Raw genomic sequence first — 21626 nt, 5'->3', positions numbered from 1 at the left:
GTCCTCTTGCGGAGGGCAACGCAACAACCAGTGTTAACTGCCCAACAGGTCAATACACCGTCAAGAAATGGTCAGCGACGCGCCCGAACGAATTCGTCCATCTCCCAAAGGCGTTCGTACGCTTCCCGGTCCTCGGTGCGTTCCGCGAGCGCTGCCAGCTCGTCGGCGTCCAGGCCCCACTGCCGTGCGCCCTCCATGCTTTCGGCGCTGAACAGGTCCGGCGGCGCGAACACCGCTTCCTTGGATCCGCTCGGCGGACCTTGCTCGATGACGGGTTCGCGCGTCGACTCCGTGGCGTCGGCGTACGACGCCCCGAGCGCCTCGGCGATCTGCAACGCGTACGCCGAGTGGCCGGCGGTGTTGGGGTGGTACGACACCTCGCGCGGCCGGGACATCCCACGCAGCCACTCGTCCTCCTCGCACACCGCGTGCCCGAGGAAGACCTCACGCACATCGACGAACTGCGCACCCGACGAGGCGGCGGCCGCGCCGATGACGGCCGCGAGCTCGTCCGCGATGTCGTTCATCCGCTGCATGTCATGGTCGTTGAGGAATGTCGCCAGGTTGCAGTCCTTGCCGGCGAACAGCCGCGGGTAGCCGGTGACGACGACGTCCGCGCGCGGAGCGAGAGCCCGCACCTCGGCGTACAGATCGGTCAGCATCGTGCGGAGCTCGGTCTGGACGAAGGTGAGCGCGGCCTCGACGCGTTCCTTGCTCTGCGTCATCCACGTGGGTTTGGCGCACTCGGTGAGCACATCGGTGAAGTCGAGGTCGTTGCCGCCGACCGTCAGGGTGACGAGGCGGGTCGAGGAGTCCAGTGCTGCCAGCTGCACCGCCCGGACATCCGCGACCGTCGCGCCCCGACAGGCTTGCAGGCTGACGTCGCGTTCGAGCACGCGAGCGATCTGCACGGGATAGCCGGCGACGGAGCGGAAGCACGCGTTCAGCGGCGTCCCGGCACCCGCGCCCGCTGCATAGGAGTCCCCCAGCGCGACGTAGGCAGGCATGACTCCAGCATGTCCGACGGGCTTGCGGCTGTGCCACCCGACCGTCGGTCAGCCGCGCTCCCGCACCTGGCGATCCAGCTCGGCGAGCCGATCGCAGGCGGCGTCGTCGTCCGGTACGCGCCCCGCCAGATCGGCCACCTCGTCGGGATCCAACCCGTGCCGGCGAGCACCGTCCAGGCTCTCGTCGCTGCGCAGGTCGGGTAGCCGCAGGACCGCGTCTCGGTTGCCGGTCGAAGGCCCGTGCGCGATCTGCGGCTCCCGGGGTGCCGCGACCGCCCGCCCGCCACCGAACGCCTCGATGACCCGGCGGGCGTACGCCGCGTGCCCGGCTGTGTCGGGATGGAACGAGACCGTGATGGGATCCGAGACGCCACGGATCCACGCGTCCGGCTCACAGACCGCATGACCTTCGAAAGTCCTTCTCACGTCAACGAATTCGAAGCGCGTGCCCGCGATGGCATGCGCGATCGTGGCCGCCACCTCATCCGCCGCCGCGTTGAGCCGCGTCATCTCGTGCTCGCTGAAGAACGTGAGCAGGTTGCAGTCCAGGCCGGCGAACAGCCGCGGGTAGCCCGCGACGACCACCTTGGCCTGCGGCGCCCGAGCCGACACCTCGCCGTACAGATCGGTGAGGCGTTGCGGGACCTGGGTGCGCAGCACTCCGAGCGCCTTGTCGATGACCGGGTCGCTGTCACCCATCCAGGCCGGCTTGGCGCACTCGGTCAGCACGTCCGAGAAGCCGAGGTCGTTGCCGCCGACGGTCAGCGTGACGAGCGAGGTCTGCGCGGTGAGCGCCTGGAGCTGGCCCCGCGAGACGTCGATGATGTTGGCGCCCTGGCAGGCATGCATCGCGACATCCACGCCGAGGGCGCGCGCCACCTGGATCGCGTAGGCCGCGGGGCTGCGGAGGCACGCGTTGTCCGGTCCGGGATCACCTGCCCCGGCACCAGCGGCGTACGAGTCACCCAGCGCGACGAGAACCGACATGGCTCAAGCATGTCGGCCCGCACCGACGCCGGGTCAGATCGCGACCGGCGGCCCCAAGGTGACTCTCTTCCTCGAAGGTGGCTCTCCTGGAGGAGAGGCACCTTCGAGGATGGGAGTCGTTTTGCACGTGCAAACTCCGGCAGCTCGATGGGGGTCGCAGCAGACTGTGCACTGCCCCACCTGGCGGGGCAGTGCACAGTGCCGACGCACAGGTCAGCGGTGGCCGGCGCGCAGCACCATCTCGAGCTCGAACCGCCCCTGCGGGTCATCGAGCAGGTCGCCGAAGACCTCGCGCAGCTGAGCGACGCGGTAGCCGACCGTCTGCGGGTGGATGTGCAGCTCGGCGGCCACCTTGTTGCGCTCGCCCTGGTGGCGCAGCCACGCGAACAGCGTCTCAGCCAGTCGCTGCCGCTGGCTGTCGCGCAGCCCGTCCAGCGGCGCGAGCCGCAGCCGAGCGAGGTCTCCCATCAGCTCGCGGTCGGCTCCCATGACCAGCGTCGCGAGGTGGTCCTGCACCCAGCGCGCGCCCGTCTCCCGCCCGTGCGAGCCCGACTCCCGCCCCAACGCGTCCGGCTCGAGCTCGATCCCCGCGAGCGCCGCCCGCAACGAGTCGGCAGCGCGGGTCCAGCTGCGGACCGGGCCGACCCAGGCGCGCCGGCCGCCGAGCGCCTTGTCGATGTCGGTCCGGCTACGTTTGCCGACCGGCGCCGGGATGACCGCGACCGCATGCTCGGCGCGCAGGCGTACGAGAGCACGCTCACCCAGCGCGATGCGCAGGCCGTCGGCGTCGTCGAGCGGGACGACCGCGACGATGATCTCGCTCGGGATGACCCACTCCGCCGACGCGGCCTGGGTGCGCAGCTCGGCCTCATCGGCCCGGCCGGAGACCATGAGCTCCAGCAACGCTCCACGCCGGCGATCACGTTCGCCCACTTGCCGGAACTGCTCGTCAGCGAAGGCCTCGACGCTCGTCGCGGACAGCTCGTCGACGTAGACGAAGATCGACTCGCCCAGCGGCAGCAGCACGGTCGGGTCCAGGCCCTCCTCGACCGCTACTCGCGAGGTGGTCCGGAACGCCACTCGAGCCCCGATCCGGTAGGCCGACAGCAGCGCCTCCAGGGGCCGGCCGGTGCGCGCCTCACCTCTGCCGAGCTGTTGGTAGACGACCCGGTCCGACCGCGTCAGCGCGGGCTCCTGCCGACCCGGCAGCTCGAGCAGGAGACGGCTCAGCGCGACCTCGACCCCTTGCCGTACGGCGGCGCCGAAGTCTCCCTCCAGCGGACGTGAGTACGCCGGCACGTCGCGCTGAATGGCCAGGATGATCTGCTCCACGATCTCGATCACATGTGGACGGATCGCCGAGGAGACCTCCGTCGGCAGTGAGGCCCATGGGGGTGGATCGCCAAGAAGTGAGGTATCACTAACCATGATCGGGAACTTTGCTCGCGTGGGGATAGATTCTGGATCTCGATTGTAGGTCTGGGCAGCAGATTTAGATCAATCGCGCCAATCACACTGGAGATGTGGGTGCACGTTCCTTCGCGCTGTCCGCAGCGTCGGTGTTCACCACACCCGCTCGACCCCAGGACTTTCTGCGGCTGGTCAACCCGCTGTCGTCCGCGCGTCAGCTACGTGGTGTGGTCACTTCAGTGACCCCGGAGTGCGCTGGCAGCGTGACGATCGCGTTCCGCCCCGGCCACGGCTGGCAGGCGCACGAAGCCGGTCAGTACGCGCGGATCGGCGTCGAGATCGACGGCGTACGCCAGTGGCGCTCCTACTCGTTGTCGGCACCTGCCGGGCAGGATCCCGCCATCACCGTGACGTCGGTCGGCCGGGTCTCACGCCATCTCGTCGAGCACACCAAGGTCGGCGACATCGTCTTCCTGGCGCCTCCGCAGGGTGACTTCCTGCTCCCGACCGGGCCGCGACCTCTCCTGATGCTCACAGCCGGCTCGGGTATCACTCCTGTCATGTCGATGATCCGCACCCTGCTGCCGCGCCGCGCAGACGCTGACGTCGTGCTGATCCACTCCTCTCGCACGCCGGAGGACACCCTCTTCCGCTCCGAGCTGGCGATGCTCGACGCCGACCACGACGGCTTCCACGTCGTCCACCGGCACACCGGCACCGACGGGCGCATCGACTTCACCACCCCCACAGACCTCGAGCAGCTCTGCCCGGACTGGCGGTCCCGCAAGACCTATGTCTGCGGCCCGGCCGAGCTGCTCGACGACGCCACACTGATGTGGCGCCAGCACCACGTCGAGGACGCGCTCAGTGTCGAGCGCTTCGAGACCGCCCTGCTCACGGACGCCAGCGGCACCGGCGGGCGGGTGGTCTTCGAGAAGTCCGACAAGGAGGCCGACGCAGACGGGTCGTCCACGACCCTGCTCGAGATCGGCGAGGAGGCCGGTGTGCTCATGCCGCACGGCTGTCGCATGGGCATCTGCCGCAGCTGCCTCGTGCCGCTGCGCGCCGGCCAGGTCAAGGACCTGCGCACCGGCGAGATCCGCTCCGACGAGGGCGACCTCATCCAGACCTGTATCTCGGCACCCGCCGGACCTGTCCACCTCGACGTCTAGCCCCACAGGGTTGACCGCCGTTCACCAACCGCTCCCACCAACCCCCAGGAGGAGCCCATGACCCTCACCACCGAAGAGACCAAGGCCCAGCCGACGCTGCGCAGCCACACTGCGCCGACCACTCGCCGCACCGGAGTCCTGCCCACGGAGGGCAGCCTCCTGGAGCGACCGCCCGCCGCTGCGCACCTGTCCGACGAGGACGTACGCCGGCTCGGCGCCGAGCTCGACGCGATCCGGGACGAGGTGATCGGCTCCCGCGGAGCCCGTGACGCGGCGTACATCCGGCGGATGATCAAGATCCAGAAGAGCCTGGAGTTCGGCGGCCGAGTGGCGCTCTGCTTCAGCCGCTACAAGCCCGCGTGGATCGCCGGCACCGGCATGGTCGCGCTCGGCAAGATCCTGGACAACATGGAGATCGGCCACAACGTCCTGCACGGCCAGTGGGACTGGATGCGCGACCCCGACATCCACTCCACGACCTACGAGTGGGACTTCGTGGCGCCGGCCCGCGGCTGGCAGCACACGCACAACGACCTGCACCACACGTGGACCAACGTCCTCGGCAAGGACCGCGACGTGGGCTACAACATCCTGCGTGTCAGCGAGGACCAGCCCTGGCAGAAGCGGGACATCGCCAACCCGATCGTCAACTTCGCGCTCTCGTTCGTCTTCGAGTGGGGCATTGCGTCGTACGACCTCGAGTGGGACATGGTCAAGGCGGGCTACAAGTCGCGCGAGCAGTTCAACGACGACCTGGCCGCGCTCAAGCAGAAGGCGGCCAAGATGGTCGTCAAGGAGCACATCGCGCTGCCCGCCGTCGCCATGCTGACCGGCTCCGGGCGGCGCGCGCTCGGGGGTGCCGTGGCTGCCAATGCGATCCGCAACGTGTGGGCGCACTCGGTGATCTTCTGCGGTCACTTCCCCGACGGGGTCGACTACTTCACCGAAGAGATGATCGACGGCGAGACCCGCGGCGACTGGTACGTACGGCAGATGCTGGGCTCGGCCAACATGTCCGGCAGCCCGCTCTTCCACATCCTGACGGGCAACCTGTCCCACCAGATCGAGCACCACCTGTTCCCGGACATTCCGTCCAACCACTACATCAAGATCGCTCCCAAGGTGCGCGACATCTGCCGTCGCTACGGCCTGCCCTACACGACCGGGCCGATGGGCCTGCAGCTCGCGTCGACCTGGCAGCGCATCTGCTCACTGGCGCTGCCGGACGACTTCGACCGCAAGCGTCCGGTCGCCTCGCTGCGGGCGGCATTCGCGCGCTAGGACCCGCCAGCACCGTTCTTCTGGGATGGTGGCGCCATGACGCTGCGTCCGCTGGCCACCGCCCTCGCGATCACGGCCGGCCTCGGCCTCGCCGTCCCGTCGGCAGCGAGCGCCGCCGAGCCTGCATGCCCGACCTGGTCCAAGAGCACCGTGGCGAGCGGGCTCGGTGTGCTCGAGAACCTCGCCTTCGACGGTCGCGGCGGCCTGCTGCTCTCGTCGCAGACGCTGCTCGGGCCAGGCGGCGCGATCAAGCGCGTGTCCGCCGGCGGCGCCAGCACCACGGCCGTGAGCAACGTGACCGGCCCGGGCGGGATCGTCGTCGACGGCCGGACCGCATACTTCGCGACAGGCAACAGCGCCTCGTCCGGCGTACTCGGCCTGAAGGACGGCACGATCCAGGCGCTCGACCTCGACACCGGCGCCGTGCGTACGACGGCTTCCGGCCTCACGCAGCCGAACGGCCTCGAGCGACTGCCCGACGGCACCTTCGTCGTCTCCCGCGACCTCGGTCTGAGCACCACGATGACGCGCGTCGCGCCGTCCGGCGAGCTGTCGACGTACGCGCCGAGCATCTCCTCGACCAACGGCCTGGCGTACGACGCCTCGCGGCACCGCCTCTATGTCGCCTCCACGTTCAACCCGACCACGACCATCTCGGGTGTGGACGTACGTCGACCGGACGCCCCGCCGACCGTCGCCACCCTCCCTGGCATCGGACCGCTGAACTCGGCCGACGATCTCACCGTCGGCGCCGACGGCCAGGTCTACGTGGCGCTGAACCTCGCGGGCAAGATCGTGCGGGTCGATCCGGACACGGGCACCAGCTGCACCATCGCCTCAGGGCTGCCGACCAGCTCGTCCGTCGCTTTCGGTTCCGGGCCCGGCTGGGACGCCGGGTCGCTCTATGTCACCAGCTTCCTCGGCACGGTCACTCGGCTGACTCCTTGAGGACCTGACTCCCTCAGGACCTGACTCTCTGAGGACAGGGAGCGCACAGGCAGGCCATAGCCGCCCGGTCGACGCTGTGTCCATGAATACACGCCGAGCCCTCGCAGCCACCCTTTCCGTCGCCGGTGTCGCCGTACTCGGCGTCGGCTCGCTCCCTGCCGCCGACGCGGCCGCCGCGGGAGTCGCCAAGCAGACCCTCAGACCCGCGAGCGGCGTACCCATGGCCGTCTCCGGCGCGTACAGCCCGAGCGCGTTGCCGACGCCGGCGAGTCAGACCATCCGGCTGCTCGTCGGTGACGACGGGCAGGTCCGCGCCGTCTGACACCCGCGCGATACTGGAGGTGCATGGGTTATCGGGAAGGCGAGATCGACCGGATCATCCGGGAGGCTCAGGACCGCGGCGACTTCGATGATCTGCCGGGCACGGGCAAGCCCCTAGACCTGGGCGATCCCAACGACCCGGACTGGTGGGTCAAGCGGTGGGTCCAGCGCGAAGGCATCGACACCTCGACCGTCCTCCCGCCTGCGCTGGCACTGCGCAAGGAACGGCAGTCCTTCCCGGAGACGCTCCTCGACCTCGCGACCGAGGCGTCGGTGCGCACCGTGCTCGAGGACTACAACCGCCGGGTCCGCTACGAGAACCTGCAGCCGACGTTCGGCCGGCTGTCCCGCCCGATCACGGCCGGTGTCGACGTCGATGACCTGATCGCCCAGTGGCGGACCCTCAGAGCCGAGCGCACCGCGCGAATAGCCGCCGGACCACCGCCGCCGCAGCCGCCGCTCATTCGCCGGCACTGGTGGCAGCTCTGGCGCCCGCGGACCTGAAAACCTGCGCAGACGTACGAAACCCGCTTGTGGCCGTACACCTCACCTTGCTATTCACATGGGGTGACATCCCCCCTGGTGACCTGGCCACGCAAGACCGAACGACTGACCCTCCGACCTGCACGACCCGAGGACATCGGCCCGCTGCTTGCGATCCGCGCGCTGCCAGCCGTCACTCGATGGCTCATCAAGACGGACGTCGATCCCGTGCAGTATCGCGACAGGTGGCTGCGCGCGATCAACGACCCGTACGACCACTCAGCGGTGGTCGAGCTCGACGGCCGAGTGATCGGCGACTGCGGTCTGGGAGTCATCGACGGCATGGGCCAGCCCGGTGGACCGTCCGAGCGTTCGGAGGGGCAGATCGGCTACATCTTCCATCCCGGCGTCGCCGGCCGCGGCTACGCCACTGAGGCCGCGACGTCGATGGTCGCGCTGGCCTTCGGCGAGCTCGGGCTGCGTCGGGTCACGGCGGGCTGCTTCGCCGACAACCTCGCCTCTGTGCGAGTGCTGGAGAAGATCGGGATGCGGCGCGAGCAGCACGGCGTCCGCGACTCCTGGCACGCCGAGCTCGGCTGGATCGACGGCTACACGTACGGCATCCTCGCCGAGGAGTGGGCGGCGCGCTGACCCTAGTCAGGCGGGCTGCCAGAGCTCGATCCGGTTGCCCTCGGGATCGGTGACCCAGCCGAACCGACCGATGCCCTCCATGTCCTGCGATTCCGGCGCCACCTGCGCTCCCTTGGCTCGCAGCTGCGACAGCATCGAGTCCAGGTCACGGACCCGGAAGTTGAGCATCGACTGCTGAGTGCGTGACCCGAAGTAGTCGGTCTCGGACTCGAACGTCGCGAACACGGTCGGCCCGGACTCCTGCTGCCACAGGCCGTTCGCATCGACGTCCAGGCCAAGAGCGTCGCGGTACCACTCGCTGAGGGCGGCAGGGTCCCCAGCACGAAAGAAGTAGCCGCCGATTCCGAGCACGTGTTCCATGCCGCCCAGTGTGCAGGCACCGCGCCGATTCTTGGCGCGGTGCCTCGGTCACACTCAGCCTTCGTCGCTCAGGCGGCGGCGATCCGTACGGCCTCTGCCAGGCTCCGGGTCGGCCGCCCGATGAGCCGGCTGAGGTCCCCTGTCTCGACCAGGAGCGCGCCCTCCTTGAGACCCGCGTCGCTGTCGGCGAGGATCTCGGCGTACGGCTCCGGAAGGCCGGCGGAGACCAGCGCGGCGGCGTAGTCGGTGGGTGTCAGGTCGCGGTACTCGACCGGGGCGTCGGCTGCCGACGCGACCTCGGCGGCGTACTCGGTCAGCGTGAACGCGGTGTCGCCACCCAGCTCGTAGACCTGACCGGCGTGGCCGTCCTCGGCGACGACGACCGCCGCGGCTGCCGCGTAGTCAGCCTGTGCCGCAGCCGAGACGCGGCCGTCGCCTGCCGCACCGAGGACGGCGCCATGCTCCACGTGGGTGGCGATCTGGTTGGTGTAGTTCTCCAGGTACCAGCTGTTGCGCAGCACGACGTGCGGCAGGCCCGAGGCGGCGAGGGCCTGCTCGGTCGCCCAGTGCTCCTTCGCCAGTTCCAGCGGCGAGACATCAGCACGGGGTGCACTGGTGTAGGCGACGAGCGAGACGCCGGCGCGAACGGCCGCGTCGATGACGTTCTGGTGCTGTGGGACTCGGCGGCCGATCTCGCTACCTGACACGAGCAGAACGCGGTCGATGCCCTTGAGCGCGACGTCGAGAGTGGCCGGATCGTCGTACGAGCCGACGCGTACGTCGACGCCGAGTGCGGTGAGCTCGCTCGCCTTGGCGGGGTCGCGTACGAGGGCCGCGATCTCGGACGCAGGAGTGCCACGGTCAATCAGCTCGGTGATCGCGAGGGCTCCGAGGTGGCCGGTCGCACCGGTGACGAGGATGGTCATGAGGGTTCCTTCCAGGTGGTGACTGCTGTCATCGATGTCGAACGACCCATGACTCCAAGCGCTTCCCAATAGTTAGTACCCACTTTGAAGTAAGGTACGGATATGAAAGTAAGTACCCCGCTGGAGAAGTACTTCCCCAACGCGGTGTTCGAGGCCGGATGCCCGAGCCGTGTCGTCATGGATCACGTGATGTCAAAGTGGGGTCTGCTCGTGCTGCTCGCGCTCAGCGACGGTGAGCCCGTGCGCTGGAGCGTGCTGCGACGCCGCGCGGAAGGCGTGAGCGAGAAGATGCTGGCCCAGACGCTCCAGATCCTGGCCAAGGACGGTTTCGTGCACCGCGACGCGCATCCGGTCGTACCCCCGCACGTCGAGTACTCACTGACGCCGCGCGGGCTCGAGCTCACGGCGCACCTGACGCCCCTCATGGTGTGGGTCGTGGAGCACGCCCCCGAGATCGTGGCCGACGCAACGGCCTGACGCGGGCCGTGGGTCGGACTCAAGTGCCATAGTTCAGCCATGGAGCCACAGACGGTGCTGCTGGTGCGTCATGGGCAGGCATCGTTCGGCAAGAGCGACTACGACCAGCTCTCCGGTCTGGGGCGCCGCCAGGCACGGCTGCTCGGCGAGGACCTCGGCCGGCGCGGATGGGTCCCGGACAGGATCGTCTGCGGCAGCATGAAGCGCCACCAGCAGACGCTCGCCGAGATCGCCGTCGGCGCCGGGTGGGAGCACGACCTCGAGACCGACGCCGACTGGAACGAGCTGGACCATGAGGCGGTCATCAAGGGCTACAAACCGGCGTACCGGCACCTCATCGTGCTCAAGGCCGACATGGTGCGCACACTGCGGCCGCGCGCGGCGTTCGAGGAGATGTTCGAGGCAGCCATGGAGCGCTGGTCCTCCGGCGAGCACGACGAGGAGTACGCCGAGACGTTCACCTCGTTCCGCGAGCGCGTGGACGCGGCTCTCGATCGGGTGCTGGAGCAGCAGCACAGCCGTCAGCTGGTCGTCACGTCCGTCGGCTGCATCAGCCGGGTCGCCGCACGGTTGCTAGCCGACGGCGACATGACGGCCTGGAAGCACTTCGCGTTCAGCGGCGTCAACACCGGCGTCAGCCGCGTCGTGGTCGACCGGCGTGGGCCACAACTGTTGACCTACAACGAGATTGGGCATCTCGACGCGTACGACATGGCCAGCCAGCGCTGATCACCGACATGTCTGATGTGCGAGCGACGCTCGACAGCCTCGATGTGCAGCGGCTCGTCGACCTGCTCGCCGAGCACCCCGAGCTCGCCTCCCGCAGAATCTCGCCGGCGTCCGACCATCCCCTAGGAGCGAGCCCGCTCGGATATGTCGCCATGCTGCGCTACGACACCTCGCGTGGCGTGTGGCGAGATGTCCCTGGCACCGGCGCCATCGCGCAAGCCCTGCTCGACGCGGGCGCACCCGTGGAGGGCGACTTGGTGGACCGGGAGACGCCGCTGATGACGGCCGCCAGCTACGGCGACGCCGAGGTCGCGCAGATCCTCATCGACGCGGGCGCCGACCTGAACGCCACCGCCGCGGCGAACGCCGGTGGCGTCCCCGGCGGCACGGCCCTGCGGCATGCCGCGGTCTTCGGGATGACCGACGTCGCCGAGGTGCTGCTCGCCGCCGGAGCCCGCGATCTCGTACAGGCCGCGGTCGACGGTGACCTCGCCGACGTCCTGACTCCTGACACGCCAGAGGAGGACCGGGTCGCCGCGCTGCGGATGGCCGCCGCTCGCGGGCGACTCGACATCATCGATGAGCTGGTCGCCGCCTCCACACCGGTCGACGGAGTCGACCGCGACGGCTCCACGGCGCTGCACGAGGCCGCCTACTCCGGACAAGCGGACAGCGTGCGACGGCTGCTCCGCCACGGCGCCGATCCGACGCGCCGCGACACCCGGTTCAACGGCACGCCGCTGGACTGGTGCCGGCATCAGCGCGAGCAGGTCGGCGCGGGCCACGGCCACGATGACGTCGAGCACATCCTCCGTCCGCGGGATCAGGTGTAGACCAACTGGCCCGTCGCCTGGCAGGACACTGACGGCACGAGCCGGACCCAGTGGGCGCTGAAGCCGGCCGGGAAGATGAAGGCCTCGTAGCCCTTGGCGCCCACGGTGACGGTCTGGTAGCGACGGAACTCGCCGGTGCCCTTGAAATCGACCTCGATGTGCACGGCCACATCGGTGTCGGCGTCGTGGCTGAGGTGCAGGCACTTGTGCTCGAAGCCCGTCATCAGGAACGGGTCAGACGGCACGTCCGCCTCGACGTCCGTCTCCCACCACGGACCGCCCCAGCCCTGCGGCTTGCCCCACGACCACAGGTCGTCAGTCTTGCCGAACCACAGGCCCGCTTGTGGTTGTCCTGCAACGGGATTCGCGTCGTGGATCGGTGTGTTCTGGTCGCCGGCGAGCACGAGCAGACCGTTCCAGGAGCAGAAGTCGCCGACGATCCTCAGGTGCGAGGCGATCGGCCGAATCCCCCAGACCGCATTGCCGTACGCCAGTGAGGGCAGCTCGTAGAACATCCCGCTCGCGTCCATCAGCAGGCGCTCGGACTCGACCTCACGGATACGCGGCCACTCCGTGGTCCACGCGTGGTCCTGAGTGTGCGTCGACTTCGGGAGCCGGTAGACCTTCCACCCCGTCTCGGGCAGGTAGACATGGAACAGCGCGGACGCGCGGTCCTGACCCACGGCGTACATCGCCTCGCTCATGCCGTTGGCGCTGGACAGGGTGTTCCACTGGGTCTTGCTCAGGACACGCCAGGTCGTGCCGTCCCACTCGGCGAGCCGGCCGTCACTGAAGCCGCGCTCGAAGTCCTTGGGGTAGTACGCGTTGTTGGCGACCACCACGCGGCCGTGCCGGGTGTACATGTCCTTGAAGTGAGGGGCGTCGTTGATGTCGAGGACCTCGAGCAGGTCGAACAGCTGCGTCACCTCGTAGGTGTGCACGTCGAGCTCGAAGAACTCACCCTCCATGCCCAGGACATAGACCTTGTTGGCCGGGTCGGTGAGGTGTCGGGCTGTCGCCGTGAGGCGGTGCTTGGCCAGCGCCGGGATCGTGGTGACCTCGCCCTTGGCGTCGATCGCGTGCGGTCCGATGAAGAGCTGGTCGGTCTCGGCGTGCACCAGACGGTTCGCGTAGGTGCCCACGACGCTCTCGGGGTGCTTCGTCATGACCAGGTCGTCGTCGATCGTGAACAACCCCGTGCCGCCACCGGTGTTGCTGGTGTGCGCGACATAGGTGACCATCCACAGCCGGTCGGCCCACGGCATCAGCGCGCCGATCCCGGTCTCGCTGCGGGGAACGTGGTCAGCCTTGACACCCAGGTGGGGAACAACGCCGCTGATGACGGAGGGTAGGCTTGTCGTACTCATATCGTCCTCTTCGAATTGCTTGTGGTGTCAGGTGTATTGGCGGTCTGCACGCTCACCATCGGATGAACGCGAGCTGTTGGTCGCCGCCGGTGCGCGTCCCTCCGACGGGGTTGCCGGTCGTGTTGGTCCAGGCCCGTACGGGTGTGGTGTCGGCTCCGGTCGCGCTCGCCAGGCTCAGGGCGAGGCCGCTGTAGCGGTTGACGAGGACGAATCGGTCTGTGGGAGTGGTGGATCCACTGTTCGTCGGCGTCGTCACCACACGCTGGACGAACCACTGCTGCGCTGCCGACGGACCGCTGTCGCCGATCGCGGTGACCGTGGGCTTGGCGCCCCAGGCACGTCCGGCGTCGCCTGACCCTGACGCCGTCAGCGCGAGCCCGGAGGCCTTGTTACTGATCGTGTACGCGCCGTCGCCGGTGGCCGTGAACGTCCAACCAGCGCGGGTGTTGTGGGTCGTCCCGGAGTTGGTCGTCGTGCCCGTCCCGGTCGGGGCCTGGATCAGGACCTGGTTCTTGGCGGTCTGCAACAGGTAGGGCTTGTCCGTGCGGATCGGCGACTTGGCCGGTGCGCTGGAATCAACTGTCACCGTTGTGTATTCGGCGTATCCGCTGTTGCACGAGACAACGCAGTAGCTGCGGAACGACTTGCCGACGACGTTCTCGCTGGTCTTGTTGATCGGGTCGACGAGCCACCGGTACCAGGACTGCTGCTGATAGCCCGGGCCCGTGTCCCCGATCCGGTGCCACTTCTGGGTCGCGAGGTCCTTGGTGCCGAAGATGTCGAGCGGCCCGCGACCGGAATCGGGAGACGGCGTGGCGACGTACTCCCCCAGATAGGCATTCCACGCGATGTTCATGTTGAGCAGGTCCGAGCGGGCTGGGATGGTGCCCGCCTGCTGTTGCGCGGACACCGTGCCTGGCCGTGACGGGTCGTAGTCCTTGGCCGCAGCGATGTAGCCCTGCTTGTTGGTTGAGGTCGAGACCAGTGAGCTCTCCGCTCCCCCGACGCCGGGCGAGTCCCAGGATCCGTTGTGGTACTTCTTCCACGAGCCGGTCGCGAGCTTGCCGGACATCGGCGCGCGTGCCACGTGCTCGGTCAGCCCCTGGCTGCTGTCACCCGTGCCGCCCTTGTTGACGATGTGCGAGCTGTAGAACAGGTAGAAGTAGCCCGAGGCCGTGTCGACGTACAGCCTCGGATCGCCATCGCCGAAGTGGTACGTCTCGTGCGGAAACGCAGTCGTATCACCGCGTTTCGTGCTGTAGGGCGACGTGATGATGTGGTCCCTGATCTGCCACGTCTTGCCCTGGTCGGTCGAGATCGCCCAGTCGAGTGAGTCGTAGTGCAGACCGTCACCGAAGGGCTGCGGCGTGAACTCGTTGTGCACGATGCCGCGCCAGTCACCGGTGTCCGGGTCGACCCACACACCGACGAGGTCGCAGAAGTTGCGTTGCGAGTAGTACGAGGTGTCAGGGGCGTACGTCGACTCCACGCCGGTCGGGCTGTTGTTGCAGCGCCAGGTCGTGTCGTTGTTCGCATCCAGCGGGTTCGCCGGGTCCTTGGCGTCACTGGTCGCCGACCGCTTCGCGGTATCGAAGTCGCCACCCGAGTAGAAGTCCCAGAACCGCACGTCCTTCGCCGCGTAGAGGGCAGCCGACTGCTGGAACCAGAAGCTTCCGTCCTTGTCGATGTAGGACGCGGCGGGCGTGTCCACGGCGTACTTGTAAGGCACCGGCGTGGACGTCGTCACGGTGTATGTCGTCGTGCCTGCCGGCGCGGTGTCTGCCGAGGCTGCGGCGGCCATGGAGCTCAATCCGAGCGCCGCCGCAGCGGTCAGCGCGAGACGGGGATGACGGGTGTGCGCGGTCATGATGTGGCCTTCTTTCCGGACGTGCGCTCTGCGATGGCCTTCTCGTAGTCGGCACGGACTTTGTCGCCGCCGTTCTTCTTCCACGCGGCAACGGCTGCCTTGAGCGCGCTCGCCGGCTTACGGCCCAGGACAACGTCGTTGATGGTGTCGGTGACCTGCTGCGTGATCGTCCCGCTGGTGCTGGCCGCCTCCGAGTAGAGGCCCGTGGTCGGGTTCTTCACCCGTGACGGCGAGACGGCCGTCTGGTACGCGTGCATCGTCTTGACCATCGGAGTGTTGCCGTTCGAGGCGTAGAGAACGTCCGGCCCACCACCGACGAATCGCAGCGACAGGCTCTGCACCTCGGACGTCCCTGTCTCGCTGAGCTTGGGCTGCCCGCCGGCCAGGGTGTGGTCCTTGCCCGCGACGCCGTACGCGCGCAGGAAGTACTCCTCGCTCCCGAACGGTGCGTTGAGCCAGTTCAGGATGCGCAGGCTCTCCTCGACCCGCGCCTTCGAGCCCTTCTTGACGAAGGTCACGAAGTCGGTGACCGAGCCCTCGTACGTTGTCACCGTCCCGCCGTCCGCGCTGAACGGTTTCATGATCGAGGGCAGGAAACCGACCTTGCCGCGGATGGCGTACCGCACGACGGAGTCCTGGCGCATCGCCACGGAGCCGTTCTCGAAGAACGTGTCCCCGTCCGCATCGCTCATAGTCGGGCTGTTCGGGTGCCAGTAGCCGGCCTTCCAGGTCTTCGCCATGAAGGCGACGGCCTCCTGCCACTCCTCGGTCTCGTAGTCCTTGGTCAGTGAGCCGTCGGGGTTGAGGCGCCATCCGTTGGGGACTCCGAACAACGGATAGATGGTCGCGGCGTTCCAGACCGAGTCGGGATTGGCCAGCGCCCAACGCTTCTTGCCGGGATCGCTGAGCGCCTTGCACAGCTGCTCAAACTCCGCGATCGATGTGGGGTTCGGATCGGCGCCCGCCGCCTTGACGCGGTCGTCGCGTAGGTAGAGCACCTGGCCAGTCGGGATACGCAGGGTCGGGGTGCTGTAGATCTCGCCGTCGATCAGGGTGGAGGACCACGAATCCGGTGCGAGGCGAGCGAGATTCGGGTATTTCTTCACGGCGTCGCCGGACAGGTGCTCGCTGAGGTTGGCGAACCGGGACCGGGCCACGGTCTCGAACCGCCGCACCGACTGGGCATCTGCGAGGTACATGGTCACGAGGTCCGGGATGTCCCCGCTGGACAACATCGCCGCGAGCTTGGTGGGGAACTCCTGCGGGACCAAGGTGGGCTTGAGGTCGACGCCGAGAGCAGCGTTGATCGCCTGCCAGTACGAGTTCTGCGCCTTGGGTGGAGGGGGCGGGCTGAAGGACGTCACGAAGACCCGGAACGCACCGCCGCTGCCCACCTTGCCGTGGACGGTCTTGACGTGCTCGGCCGGATAGGAGAGGTAGCCGGGGTTGATTCCCTTTGCGATGTCTCCGGGCAGGTCGGGTGGGACGCCGTTGAACGGCACATGGGTGGGCATCGCAACCTTGCTGCCGGAGCCGCTCTTGCCGCCCGGGCTGGACGAGGACGAGCACCCGGACAGGAGCGGGCCCGCGAACGCGGCCGCTGCTGCAGCCGTGAGGAAGGTCCGTCGTGAGAAGGGTTCGGTGAGGTTGGTGGGCATCATGAGTCCTCTCGGTGTCAGCCCTTGACGGCGCCGGTCAGGACACCGGTCTTGAAGTGCTTCTGCAGGAACGGGTAGACGCAGGCGATGGGGACGATCGCGATGACCACGACCGCCATCTGAAGGGCCTGCGTGGGAGGCAGGACATCCGCCGACGCGCCGGCCTCCTTGGCAATGGGAGAGCCCTGGAGGACGTACGTCCGCAGGACCAGCTGGAGGGGCCACTTCGCCGAGTCGTTGAGATAGAGCAAGGCGTTGAAGAAGGAGTTCCAGTAGCCGACCGCGTAAAACATGCCGACGACAGCGGTGACAGCTTTGGACAGCGGGAGCACGATGCGGCGCAGCATCGTCCAGTGGCCGGCGCCGTCGAGCATCGCGCTGTCGAGCAGCTCACGCGGGATCGTCATGAAGAAGCCCCGCATGATGACGATGTTGAACGCGCTGATCGCCGTCGGCAGGATGAGCGCGGCGTAGTTGTTGAGCAGGCCGAGCTGCTTGACCATGAGATACAGCGGGATGATCCCGGGGCTGATGAGGAACGTCAGCAGCACCACCCCGAGCAGGAGTCGCTTGCCGACGAGGCGTCGCTGGCTCAGCGCGTAAGCCGCGAGAACCGTTGCGCCCAAAGAGATTGCCGTGCCGATGACGGTCACTGCGACACTCACGATGACGGCTCGGGAGACCGCGCCACCGCCCAGCACCTGGCGGTAGGCGTCGAACGATGGGTCCGAAGGCCACAGCACGTAGCCGCCGTTGGCCACGAGCTGCTGCTCGGAGGCCAGACTCGTGGAGACCACGACCAGGAACGGGAAGGCGATGACGGCGACGACGACCGTCAGGGCCACGGCCTTCAGCACTCGAAGGGCGGGCGAAGGCGCGTCAGCCCAGATGGGCCTGGCGCGGACAGAGCTAGTTGTCACGGGAGTACACCCCCTGCTCGCCCAGGCTGTGGGCGAGCTTGTTGGCGGCCAGGATGAGGACGAGACCAACGACTCCCTTGAGCAGCCCGGCCGCGACGCCGATGCTCCAGTCGCCGTCGACCACGCCGTGGAAGTAGACGTACGTGTCGAGGACTTCCGCGCTCTCCGCGCCGACCGCGTCCCGCTGGAGCAGGATCTGCTCGAAGCCAACTGTCAGGGACTGGCCGAGCTGAAGGATGAGCAGCAGCACGATGATCGGGCGGATGCCCGGCAAGGTGATGTGCCAGAAGCGACGCATCCCGCCGGCTCCATCGACGGCCGCTGACTCATACAACGAGTAGTCGATCGCGGTGAGCGCGGCAAGGAAGAGGATTGTTCCCCAGCCGGCGTCCTTCCACACTCCCTGCGCGACGATGAGGGCTTTGAACGTGCCCGGGTTCGTCATCAGATTGACGGATTCGCCTGTCATCGAACGCAGTACGTCCGTCACAGCTCCCGTGCCACCAAGGGTCTGTTGGAACATCGCGACGACGATGACCCAGGACAGGAAGTGCGGCAGATAGATCACCGACTGGACGACGCCGCGGATCACCGGCGAGAGCACGCTGTGCAGCAGCAGGGCCAGCATCAGCGGGATCGGGAACGAGAAGATCAGCTGAAGGCCGTTGATCTGCAACGTGTTCCACGTGGCGTTCCAGAACGCTGGATCCTCGAACATCGCCTGGAAGTTGGCGGTGCCGACCCATGGCGACTCGGACAATGGCAGGTAAGGCACGAAGTCCATGAACGCGACGACGTTGCCGAGCAGCGGGATGTAAGTGAACGTCAGCAGCAGGATGACTGCCGGCGCGACCATCACGAGGAGCGATCGGTCGCGGGCCAGCTTGCTGCGCAGACTCACCGTGCGGCGGGCCGCTACTGGCGCCGCCCGGAGGGCGGATGCGTGAGCTTGCTGCATCGAGGTCGCCATGATCCGAAGAACCTCCTTGTTCTCGGCTCGCTTGCTGCTAGGGCAACTTGCGTGTTGCTTTTATAGCAGCGTTGCTTTCATAGCACCAGTGATTGGAACAAGAAGGTCGTGCGACGGGGACATGCGAAGGGGCCGCTTGGCCCGGTGTCAGGTCAAGCGGCCCCGCGAGGGACGCGCCAAGGGGCCGCTTGCCCCGGCGTCAGGTCAAGTGGCCCTACGCAGGGCCGGCCGTGTCGATCTCGGTCGCGGTCGCACGCAGCCGCCCGAGCAGCATCGGGACCGACGCGTCATCGAACTGGCCTGCGACGCCGATGGCGACATCCGGCGTACCGGGCAGCACGATCGCCAAGGTGCGATCGCCCCCGGACTCGGGAGTGGTGCTGAGCGCATAGCCCTGCTTGCGCGCCCGCTTCAGCGCCGGCAGCAGACCGCCCCGGCCGCTCAGCTTCACCGGCGCGGGCGGCACGATCACGTGCCGGCCGCTTTCCGGGCCCTCGTAGAGATCGGTCACCTGCTCGTCCGTCATCTCGGCGAGCAGTGCCTGGCCGACGCCGGAAAGCGCTGCGGGATATAGCGGTTCGCGTCCCAAGCCTTGACCGGGAGTGTCGCCGGGACTGACGTGATAGAGGTAGCAGACCTCGTCGCCCCATAGGACGCCCATGGCGACCTGCAGCTCGAGATCGAACAGCTCTCCCAGCGGGTCGATAGCCCGACGGAAGAGCCCCGAACCGCGCATGCTCTGCGCGGCCAGCACGTGAATCCCGGGGCCGGGCAGGTACTTTCGCTGCGCGTCCTGCTGAGCCAGGCCCACATAGGCCAGCGTCTTGAGGAGTCGGTTGACGCGCGTCGGCTCGAGGTCGAGCATCCGGCCGAGCTCGCGCGAGCCGATCGGCTGCGCGTGGGCCGTCAACGCCTGCAGGCAGGCCAGTCCGTCAATGAGGGATTGGTTCGGCTGCGCAGGCTTCATGTTGCTACAATAGCACCACTATGCATCTGCCCTTCCGAGGTCGGCACTGGCCTCGAAAGTGACCGTACTCTGCTCAAGGCGATCCAGCTCGAGGACGACCACCTCGTTGGCGCCGTCGCGGACCACGGGAGCGGGCACGTACAGGGTGCGCTGCGGACCCTTGTCCCAATAGCGCCCCAGGCAGAAGCCGTTGATCCAGACGTAGCCCTTGCCCCAGCCGTCGAGCGCCAGGAAGCCATCCGCGGGCGAGACGCAGTCGAAGGTGCCGCGCAGCAGGGCAGGTCCGGTCCTGACCGGTCCGCCGGCCCCGCCCACACTCCAGTCGACCGCCGGCAGATCGGGAAGCTCCAGCGCGGAGACATCCCAGCCATGGACGTACTGGCCGCCGTGCAGGACGCCCTCCACGAGCCCCTTGCGCTCACCGGTGTGGACTCCGTAGTTCACCCGGCCCATCGACTCGACGAGGACCTCCAGATCGAGACCTTCGGCCGGGACCTCCAGCTCGAAGGCTGCGTCGTCGTCACGATTGACGATGCCGAGGAGCTCACCGCCGGCGTACACATGCGCTCGGTCGGCGACACCGGGCAGGGTGAGTGGGTACGCCTGGCGCGGCCCGCGCAGGTGCGCGCGGTACCGGACGAGCCCGTGGGAGATGCCGAGCTCCTCGTACGTCGGTGGGTGCGGTGATCTGTGCCCGCCGGTCGCGATCGTGTCCCACGCGGCGCGCAGCGACACGGCCGAGTCGAGCGCGACGGTCGTCTGCGGGAGAACGGCCGGCTCGGCCGGCTCGGGCGGCGCTGGGATCTCGCGGTGGCGGCCGATCACCTCGCGGTAGGCCCAGTACTTCTCAGTGGGACGACCTGCCTCGTCGATCGGTGCGTCGTAGTCGTAGGAGGTGACTGTCGGCAGATAGCTGCCGTCGTGGTTGGCGCCAGCGGTGACGCCGAAGCTCGTGCCGCCGTGGACCATGTAGAAGTTGACGCTGGCACCCATGGAGAGCATCTCGTCCAGCGTCGCCGCGACGTCGCTCGCTGCTCGGACGTGATGCTTCTCGCCCCAGTGGTCGAACCATCCGTTCCAGAACTCCATGCAGAACAACGGATCTCGCGGACGGTGTCGGCGGAGCGTGTCGAACGCCTCAGTCGGCTTGCTGCCGAAGTTCACGGTCGCCGCCGCACCGTCGATCGTGCCGCCGGTGAGCATGTGATCGCCAGGACCGTCGGAGGTGAACAGCGGGACGTCGATACCGCGCGCCCGCAGTCCATCACGGAGGTGAGTGAGATAGGCCAGATCGCTGCCGTACGAGCCATATTCGTTCTCGATCTGCAGCATTGTCACGTTGCCGCCTCTCGTGACCTGGCGGGCCGCGATGCGCGGGATGAGCTCGTCGAACCATCGGTCGACGGCCTCGAGATAGGTCGAGTCGGCCGTGCGGATGTGGATATCTGGCGTGCCGGTCAGCCACGCGGGGAGCCCACCGTTGTCCCACTCGGCGCAGATGTACGGGCCTGGCCGCACGATCGCCTGGAGACCGGCGGTCGCGACCTGCTCGAGGAACGCCTCGATGTCGGCGAACCCGTCGAACCGGAAGTCGCCGGGCTGCGGCTCGTGCAGATTCCACGGGACATAGGTCTCGATCGTGTCCAGACCCATGGCACGACAGAGCTCGAGGCGAGGACGCCACTGATCAGGGTGAACCCGCGCGTAGTGGAACGCGCCCGAGATGATCTGCGGCATCGTGTCTCCTGTTGCTTTTATAGCACCGTCGGTTGAACGACCGTAGCAGGTCCGTCGGTTGAGCCAGCGGAGCCGAGTCGAAACCAGGCAACCTCGAGCGCTTGAGTCTCCCTTGCACGCACCGGGTCTCGATACGCCTCCGCTAGCGCTCCGGCCACTCGACCGGCGGGGTGCGGGTAGCACCGGCTTAGGTCGATGTCCACGACATCTGTGGCTAGCGTGTCGCGAACACCCCCACATATGGTGGTCATGTTGCTGGTTCGACCCCATATGTTCCAGATGTGAGGTCGTCGTAAGAGGGAACCCGGTGTGAGTCCGGGACTGCCCCGCAGCGGTGAGTGGGAACGACAGCCGTCATGACGCACTGGGCTTACAGCCTGGGAAGCGACGGCCAGTAGATGGGCCAACCAGCCCGTGCCCGCGAGTCCGAAGACCTGCCAGCAAGCAGCCGCCCCATCGGGCGGCTGTGTCTGCTGGCCTCGTGGGAGGGCTGGTGGGCGGGTACGTCGGTCGCGCCTCTGGCGACCGTCGATGCCTCGTCCCCCGCTCACCGCT

The 21626-nt window shown here is 67.8% G+C and carries 21 protein-coding genes and 1 riboswitch; of the genes, 9 read left to right on the top strand and 12 right to left on the bottom strand.

All coding sequences use genetic code 11. The features are described from left to right. Window positions 1–71: 71 nt before the first annotated feature. From VV02_RS04525 to VV02_RS04515, 3 genes are all read right to left on the bottom strand, one after another. Window positions 72–1007 carry an SGNH/GDSL hydrolase family protein gene (locus VV02_RS04525; protein WP_052590177.1) on the bottom strand — a complete coding sequence of 312 codons (936 nt, stop codon included), beginning with the start codon at window positions 1005–1007 and terminating at the stop codon, window positions 72–74. 48 nt (window positions 1008–1055) lie between these two features. After that, entirely contained in the window at window positions 1056–1994 is a 939-nt protein-coding gene (locus tag VV02_RS04520) for an SGNH/GDSL hydrolase family protein (protein WP_052590176.1), read from the bottom strand. Window positions 1995–2207: 213 nt separating this feature from the next. Continuing rightward, on the bottom strand, window positions 2208–3338 hold the full coding sequence (locus VV02_RS04515) for a PucR family transcriptional regulator (protein ID WP_245632995.1): 1131 nt from the start codon (window positions 3336–3338) through the stop codon (window positions 2208–2210). A 179-nt stretch (window positions 3339–3517) separates the two neighbouring features. On the opposite strand from VV02_RS04515, the gene VV02_RS04510 reads away from it, so the two are divergent. The 6 genes from VV02_RS04510 to VV02_RS04485 all read left to right on the top strand — a co-directional run bounded on the left by VV02_RS04510 (window position 3518) and on the right by VV02_RS04485 (window position 8260). Continuing rightward, window positions 3518–4576: a ferredoxin reductase gene (locus VV02_RS04510; RefSeq protein WP_052590174.1), complete on the top strand. Its 1059-nt coding sequence runs from the start codon at window positions 3518–3520 to the stop codon at window positions 4574–4576. A gap of 57 nt (window positions 4577–4633) precedes the next feature. Beyond that, window positions 4634–5857, top strand: coding sequence for a fatty acid desaturase family protein (locus tag VV02_RS04505; protein ID WP_052590173.1), 1224 nt, complete (start codon window positions 4634–4636; stop codon window positions 5855–5857). Between the two features lie 36 nt (window positions 5858–5893). Next, complete coding sequence (locus VV02_RS04500) at window positions 5894–6805, top strand: SMP-30/gluconolactonase/LRE family protein (protein ID WP_052590172.1); 912 nt, start codon at window positions 5894–5896, stop codon at window positions 6803–6805. An 82-nt stretch (window positions 6806–6887) separates the two neighbouring features. Continuing rightward, entirely contained in the window at window positions 6888–7127 is a 240-nt protein-coding gene (locus VV02_RS04495; protein WP_052590171.1) for a hypothetical protein, read from the top strand. 23 nt (window positions 7128–7150) lie between these two features. After that, on the top strand, window positions 7151–7630 hold the full coding sequence (locus tag VV02_RS04490; protein ID WP_083449905.1) for a DnaJ family domain-containing protein: 480 nt from the start codon (window positions 7151–7153) through the stop codon (window positions 7628–7630). Between the two features lie 63 nt (window positions 7631–7693). After that, window positions 7694–8260 (top strand): GNAT family N-acetyltransferase, encoded by a 567-nt coding sequence (locus VV02_RS04485; protein WP_169787638.1) that lies wholly within the window; start codon window positions 7694–7696, stop codon window positions 8258–8260. A gap of 6 nt (window positions 8261–8266) precedes the next feature. Here the strand turns inward: VV02_RS04485 and VV02_RS04480 are convergent, their stop codons facing one another. Together VV02_RS04480 and VV02_RS04475 are read right to left on the bottom strand one after the other, a co-directional pair. Then, on the bottom strand, window positions 8267–8620 hold the full coding sequence (locus VV02_RS04480) for a VOC family protein (protein ID WP_052590170.1): 354 nt from the start codon (window positions 8618–8620) through the stop codon (window positions 8267–8269). Between the two features lie 68 nt (window positions 8621–8688). Beyond that, window positions 8689–9546, bottom strand: a complete 858-nt coding sequence (locus VV02_RS04475; protein ID WP_052590169.1) for an SDR family oxidoreductase — start codon at window positions 9544–9546, stop codon at window positions 8689–8691. A 102-nt stretch (window positions 9547–9648) separates the two neighbouring features. Here VV02_RS04475 and VV02_RS04470 point away from each other — a divergent pair, with 102 nt between their 5' ends. Genes VV02_RS04470 through VV02_RS04460 form a run of 3 tightly spaced genes read left to right on the top strand, consistent with a single transcriptional unit; the run spans window position 9649 to window position 11585 of the window. Next, on the top strand, window positions 9649–10023 hold the full coding sequence (locus VV02_RS04470) for a winged helix-turn-helix transcriptional regulator (RefSeq protein ID WP_052590168.1): 375 nt from the start codon (window positions 9649–9651) through the stop codon (window positions 10021–10023). A gap of 39 nt (window positions 10024–10062) precedes the next feature. Continuing rightward, on the top strand, window positions 10063–10752 hold the full coding sequence (locus VV02_RS04465) for a histidine phosphatase family protein (RefSeq protein WP_083449904.1): 690 nt from the start codon (window positions 10063–10065) through the stop codon (window positions 10750–10752). Window positions 10753–10760: 8 nt separating this feature from the next. Beyond that, complete coding sequence (locus VV02_RS04460) at window positions 10761–11585, top strand: ankyrin repeat domain-containing protein (RefSeq protein ID WP_052590166.1); 825 nt, start codon at window positions 10761–10763, stop codon at window positions 11583–11585. On the opposite strand, the gene VV02_RS04455 is transcribed toward VV02_RS04460, so the two are convergent. The 7 genes from VV02_RS04455 to VV02_RS04425 form a co-directional block, all read right to left on the bottom strand. Then, on the bottom strand, window positions 11576–12952 hold the full coding sequence (locus VV02_RS04455) for a hypothetical protein (protein WP_052590165.1): 1377 nt from the start codon (window positions 12950–12952) through the stop codon (window positions 11576–11578). The genes VV02_RS04460 and VV02_RS04455 overlap by 10 nt on opposite strands. A gap of 52 nt (window positions 12953–13004) precedes the next feature. Continuing rightward, window positions 13005–14819, bottom strand: coding sequence for an RICIN domain-containing protein (locus tag VV02_RS04450; RefSeq protein WP_052590164.1), 1815 nt, complete (start codon window positions 14817–14819; stop codon window positions 13005–13007). Further along, window positions 14816–16477, bottom strand: coding sequence for an extracellular solute-binding protein (locus tag VV02_RS04445; protein ID WP_157063270.1), 1662 nt, complete (start codon window positions 16475–16477; stop codon window positions 14816–14818). Before VV02_RS04445 ends, VV02_RS04450 begins: the two co-directional genes overlap by 4 nt. Window positions 16478–16494: 17 nt before the next feature. Beyond that, window positions 16495–17397 carry a carbohydrate ABC transporter permease gene (locus tag VV02_RS04440; RefSeq protein WP_052590162.1) on the bottom strand — a complete coding sequence of 301 codons (903 nt, stop codon included), beginning with the start codon at window positions 17395–17397 and terminating at the stop codon, window positions 16495–16497. Then, window positions 17387–18367, bottom strand: coding sequence for an ABC transporter permease (locus VV02_RS04435; protein ID WP_052590161.1), 981 nt, complete (start codon window positions 18365–18367; stop codon window positions 17387–17389). The genes VV02_RS04440 and VV02_RS04435 overlap by 11 nt, the downstream gene beginning before the upstream one ends. Window positions 18368–18581: 214 nt before the next feature. Continuing rightward, the gene (locus VV02_RS04430; RefSeq protein WP_052590160.1) at window positions 18582–19334 is read right to left on the bottom strand and encodes an IclR family transcriptional regulator; all 753 of its coding nucleotides are present in this window, start codon (window positions 19332–19334) and stop codon (window positions 18582–18584) included. Between the two features lie 18 nt (window positions 19335–19352). Then, on the bottom strand, window positions 19353–21071 hold the full coding sequence (locus VV02_RS04425; protein WP_052590159.1) for a glycoside hydrolase family 35 protein: 1719 nt from the start codon (window positions 21069–21071) through the stop codon (window positions 19353–19355). A 239-nt stretch (window positions 21072–21310) separates the two neighbouring features. After that, a riboswitch (cobalamin riboswitch) is annotated at window positions 21311–21527 on the top strand. Window positions 21528–21626: the final 99 nt, after the last annotated feature.

Origin of the sequence: Luteipulveratus mongoliensis (assembly GCF_001190945.1) — a bacterium.
In the GTDB taxonomy this organism is placed as follows: Bacteria; Actinomycetota; Actinomycetes; order Actinomycetales; family Dermatophilaceae; genus Luteipulveratus; species Luteipulveratus mongoliensis.
This window is presented reverse-complemented; position numbering and strand designations above follow the sequence as displayed.

Coding starts and splice junctions, on each gene's coding strand:
- VV02_RS04525 (WP_052590177.1), bottom strand. CDS start 1,007: ATGCCTGCCTACGTCGCGCTGGGGGACTCCTATGCAGCGGGCGCGGGT.
- VV02_RS04520 (WP_052590176.1), bottom strand. CDS start 1,994: ATGTCGGTTCTCGTCGCGCTGGGTGACTCGTACGCCGCTGGTGCCGGG.
- VV02_RS04505 (WP_052590173.1), top strand. CDS start 4,634: ATGACCCTCACCACCGAAGAGACCAAGGCCCAGCCGACGCTGCGCAGC.
- VV02_RS04500 (WP_052590172.1), top strand. CDS start 5,894: ATGACGCTGCGTCCGCTGGCCACCGCCCTCGCGATCACGGCCGGCCTC.
- VV02_RS04495 (WP_052590171.1), top strand. CDS start 6,888: ATGAATACACGCCGAGCCCTCGCAGCCACCCTTTCCGTCGCCGGTGTC.
- VV02_RS04490 (WP_083449905.1), top strand. CDS start 7,151: ATGGGTTATCGGGAAGGCGAGATCGACCGGATCATCCGGGAGGCTCAG.
- VV02_RS04480 (WP_052590170.1), bottom strand. CDS start 8,620: ATGGAACACGTGCTCGGAATCGGCGGCTACTTCTTTCGTGCTGGGGAC.
- VV02_RS04475 (WP_052590169.1), bottom strand. CDS start 9,546: ATGACCATCCTCGTCACCGGTGCGACCGGCCACCTCGGAGCCCTCGCG.
- VV02_RS04470 (WP_052590168.1), top strand. CDS start 9,649: ATGAAAGTAAGTACCCCGCTGGAGAAGTACTTCCCCAACGCGGTGTTC.
- VV02_RS04465 (WP_083449904.1), top strand. CDS start 10,063: ATGGAGCCACAGACGGTGCTGCTGGTGCGTCATGGGCAGGCATCGTTC.
- VV02_RS04460 (WP_052590166.1), top strand. CDS start 10,761: ATGTCTGATGTGCGAGCGACGCTCGACAGCCTCGATGTGCAGCGGCTC.
- VV02_RS04455 (WP_052590165.1), bottom strand. CDS start 12,952: ATGAGTACGACAAGCCTACCCTCCGTCATCAGCGGCGTTGTTCCCCAC.
- VV02_RS04450 (WP_052590164.1), bottom strand. CDS start 14,819: ATGACCGCGCACACCCGTCATCCCCGTCTCGCGCTGACCGCTGCGGCG.
- VV02_RS04445 (WP_157063270.1), bottom strand. CDS start 16,477: ATGCCCACCAACCTCACCGAACCCTTCTCACGACGGACCTTCCTCACG.
- VV02_RS04435 (WP_052590161.1), bottom strand. CDS start 18,367: ATGGCGACCTCGATGCAGCAAGCTCACGCATCCGCCCTCCGGGCGGCG.
- VV02_RS04430 (WP_052590160.1), bottom strand. CDS start 19,334: ATGAAGCCTGCGCAGCCGAACCAATCCCTCATTGACGGACTGGCCTGC.
- VV02_RS04425 (WP_052590159.1), bottom strand. CDS start 21,071: ATGCCGCAGATCATCTCGGGCGCGTTCCACTACGCGCGGGTTCACCCT.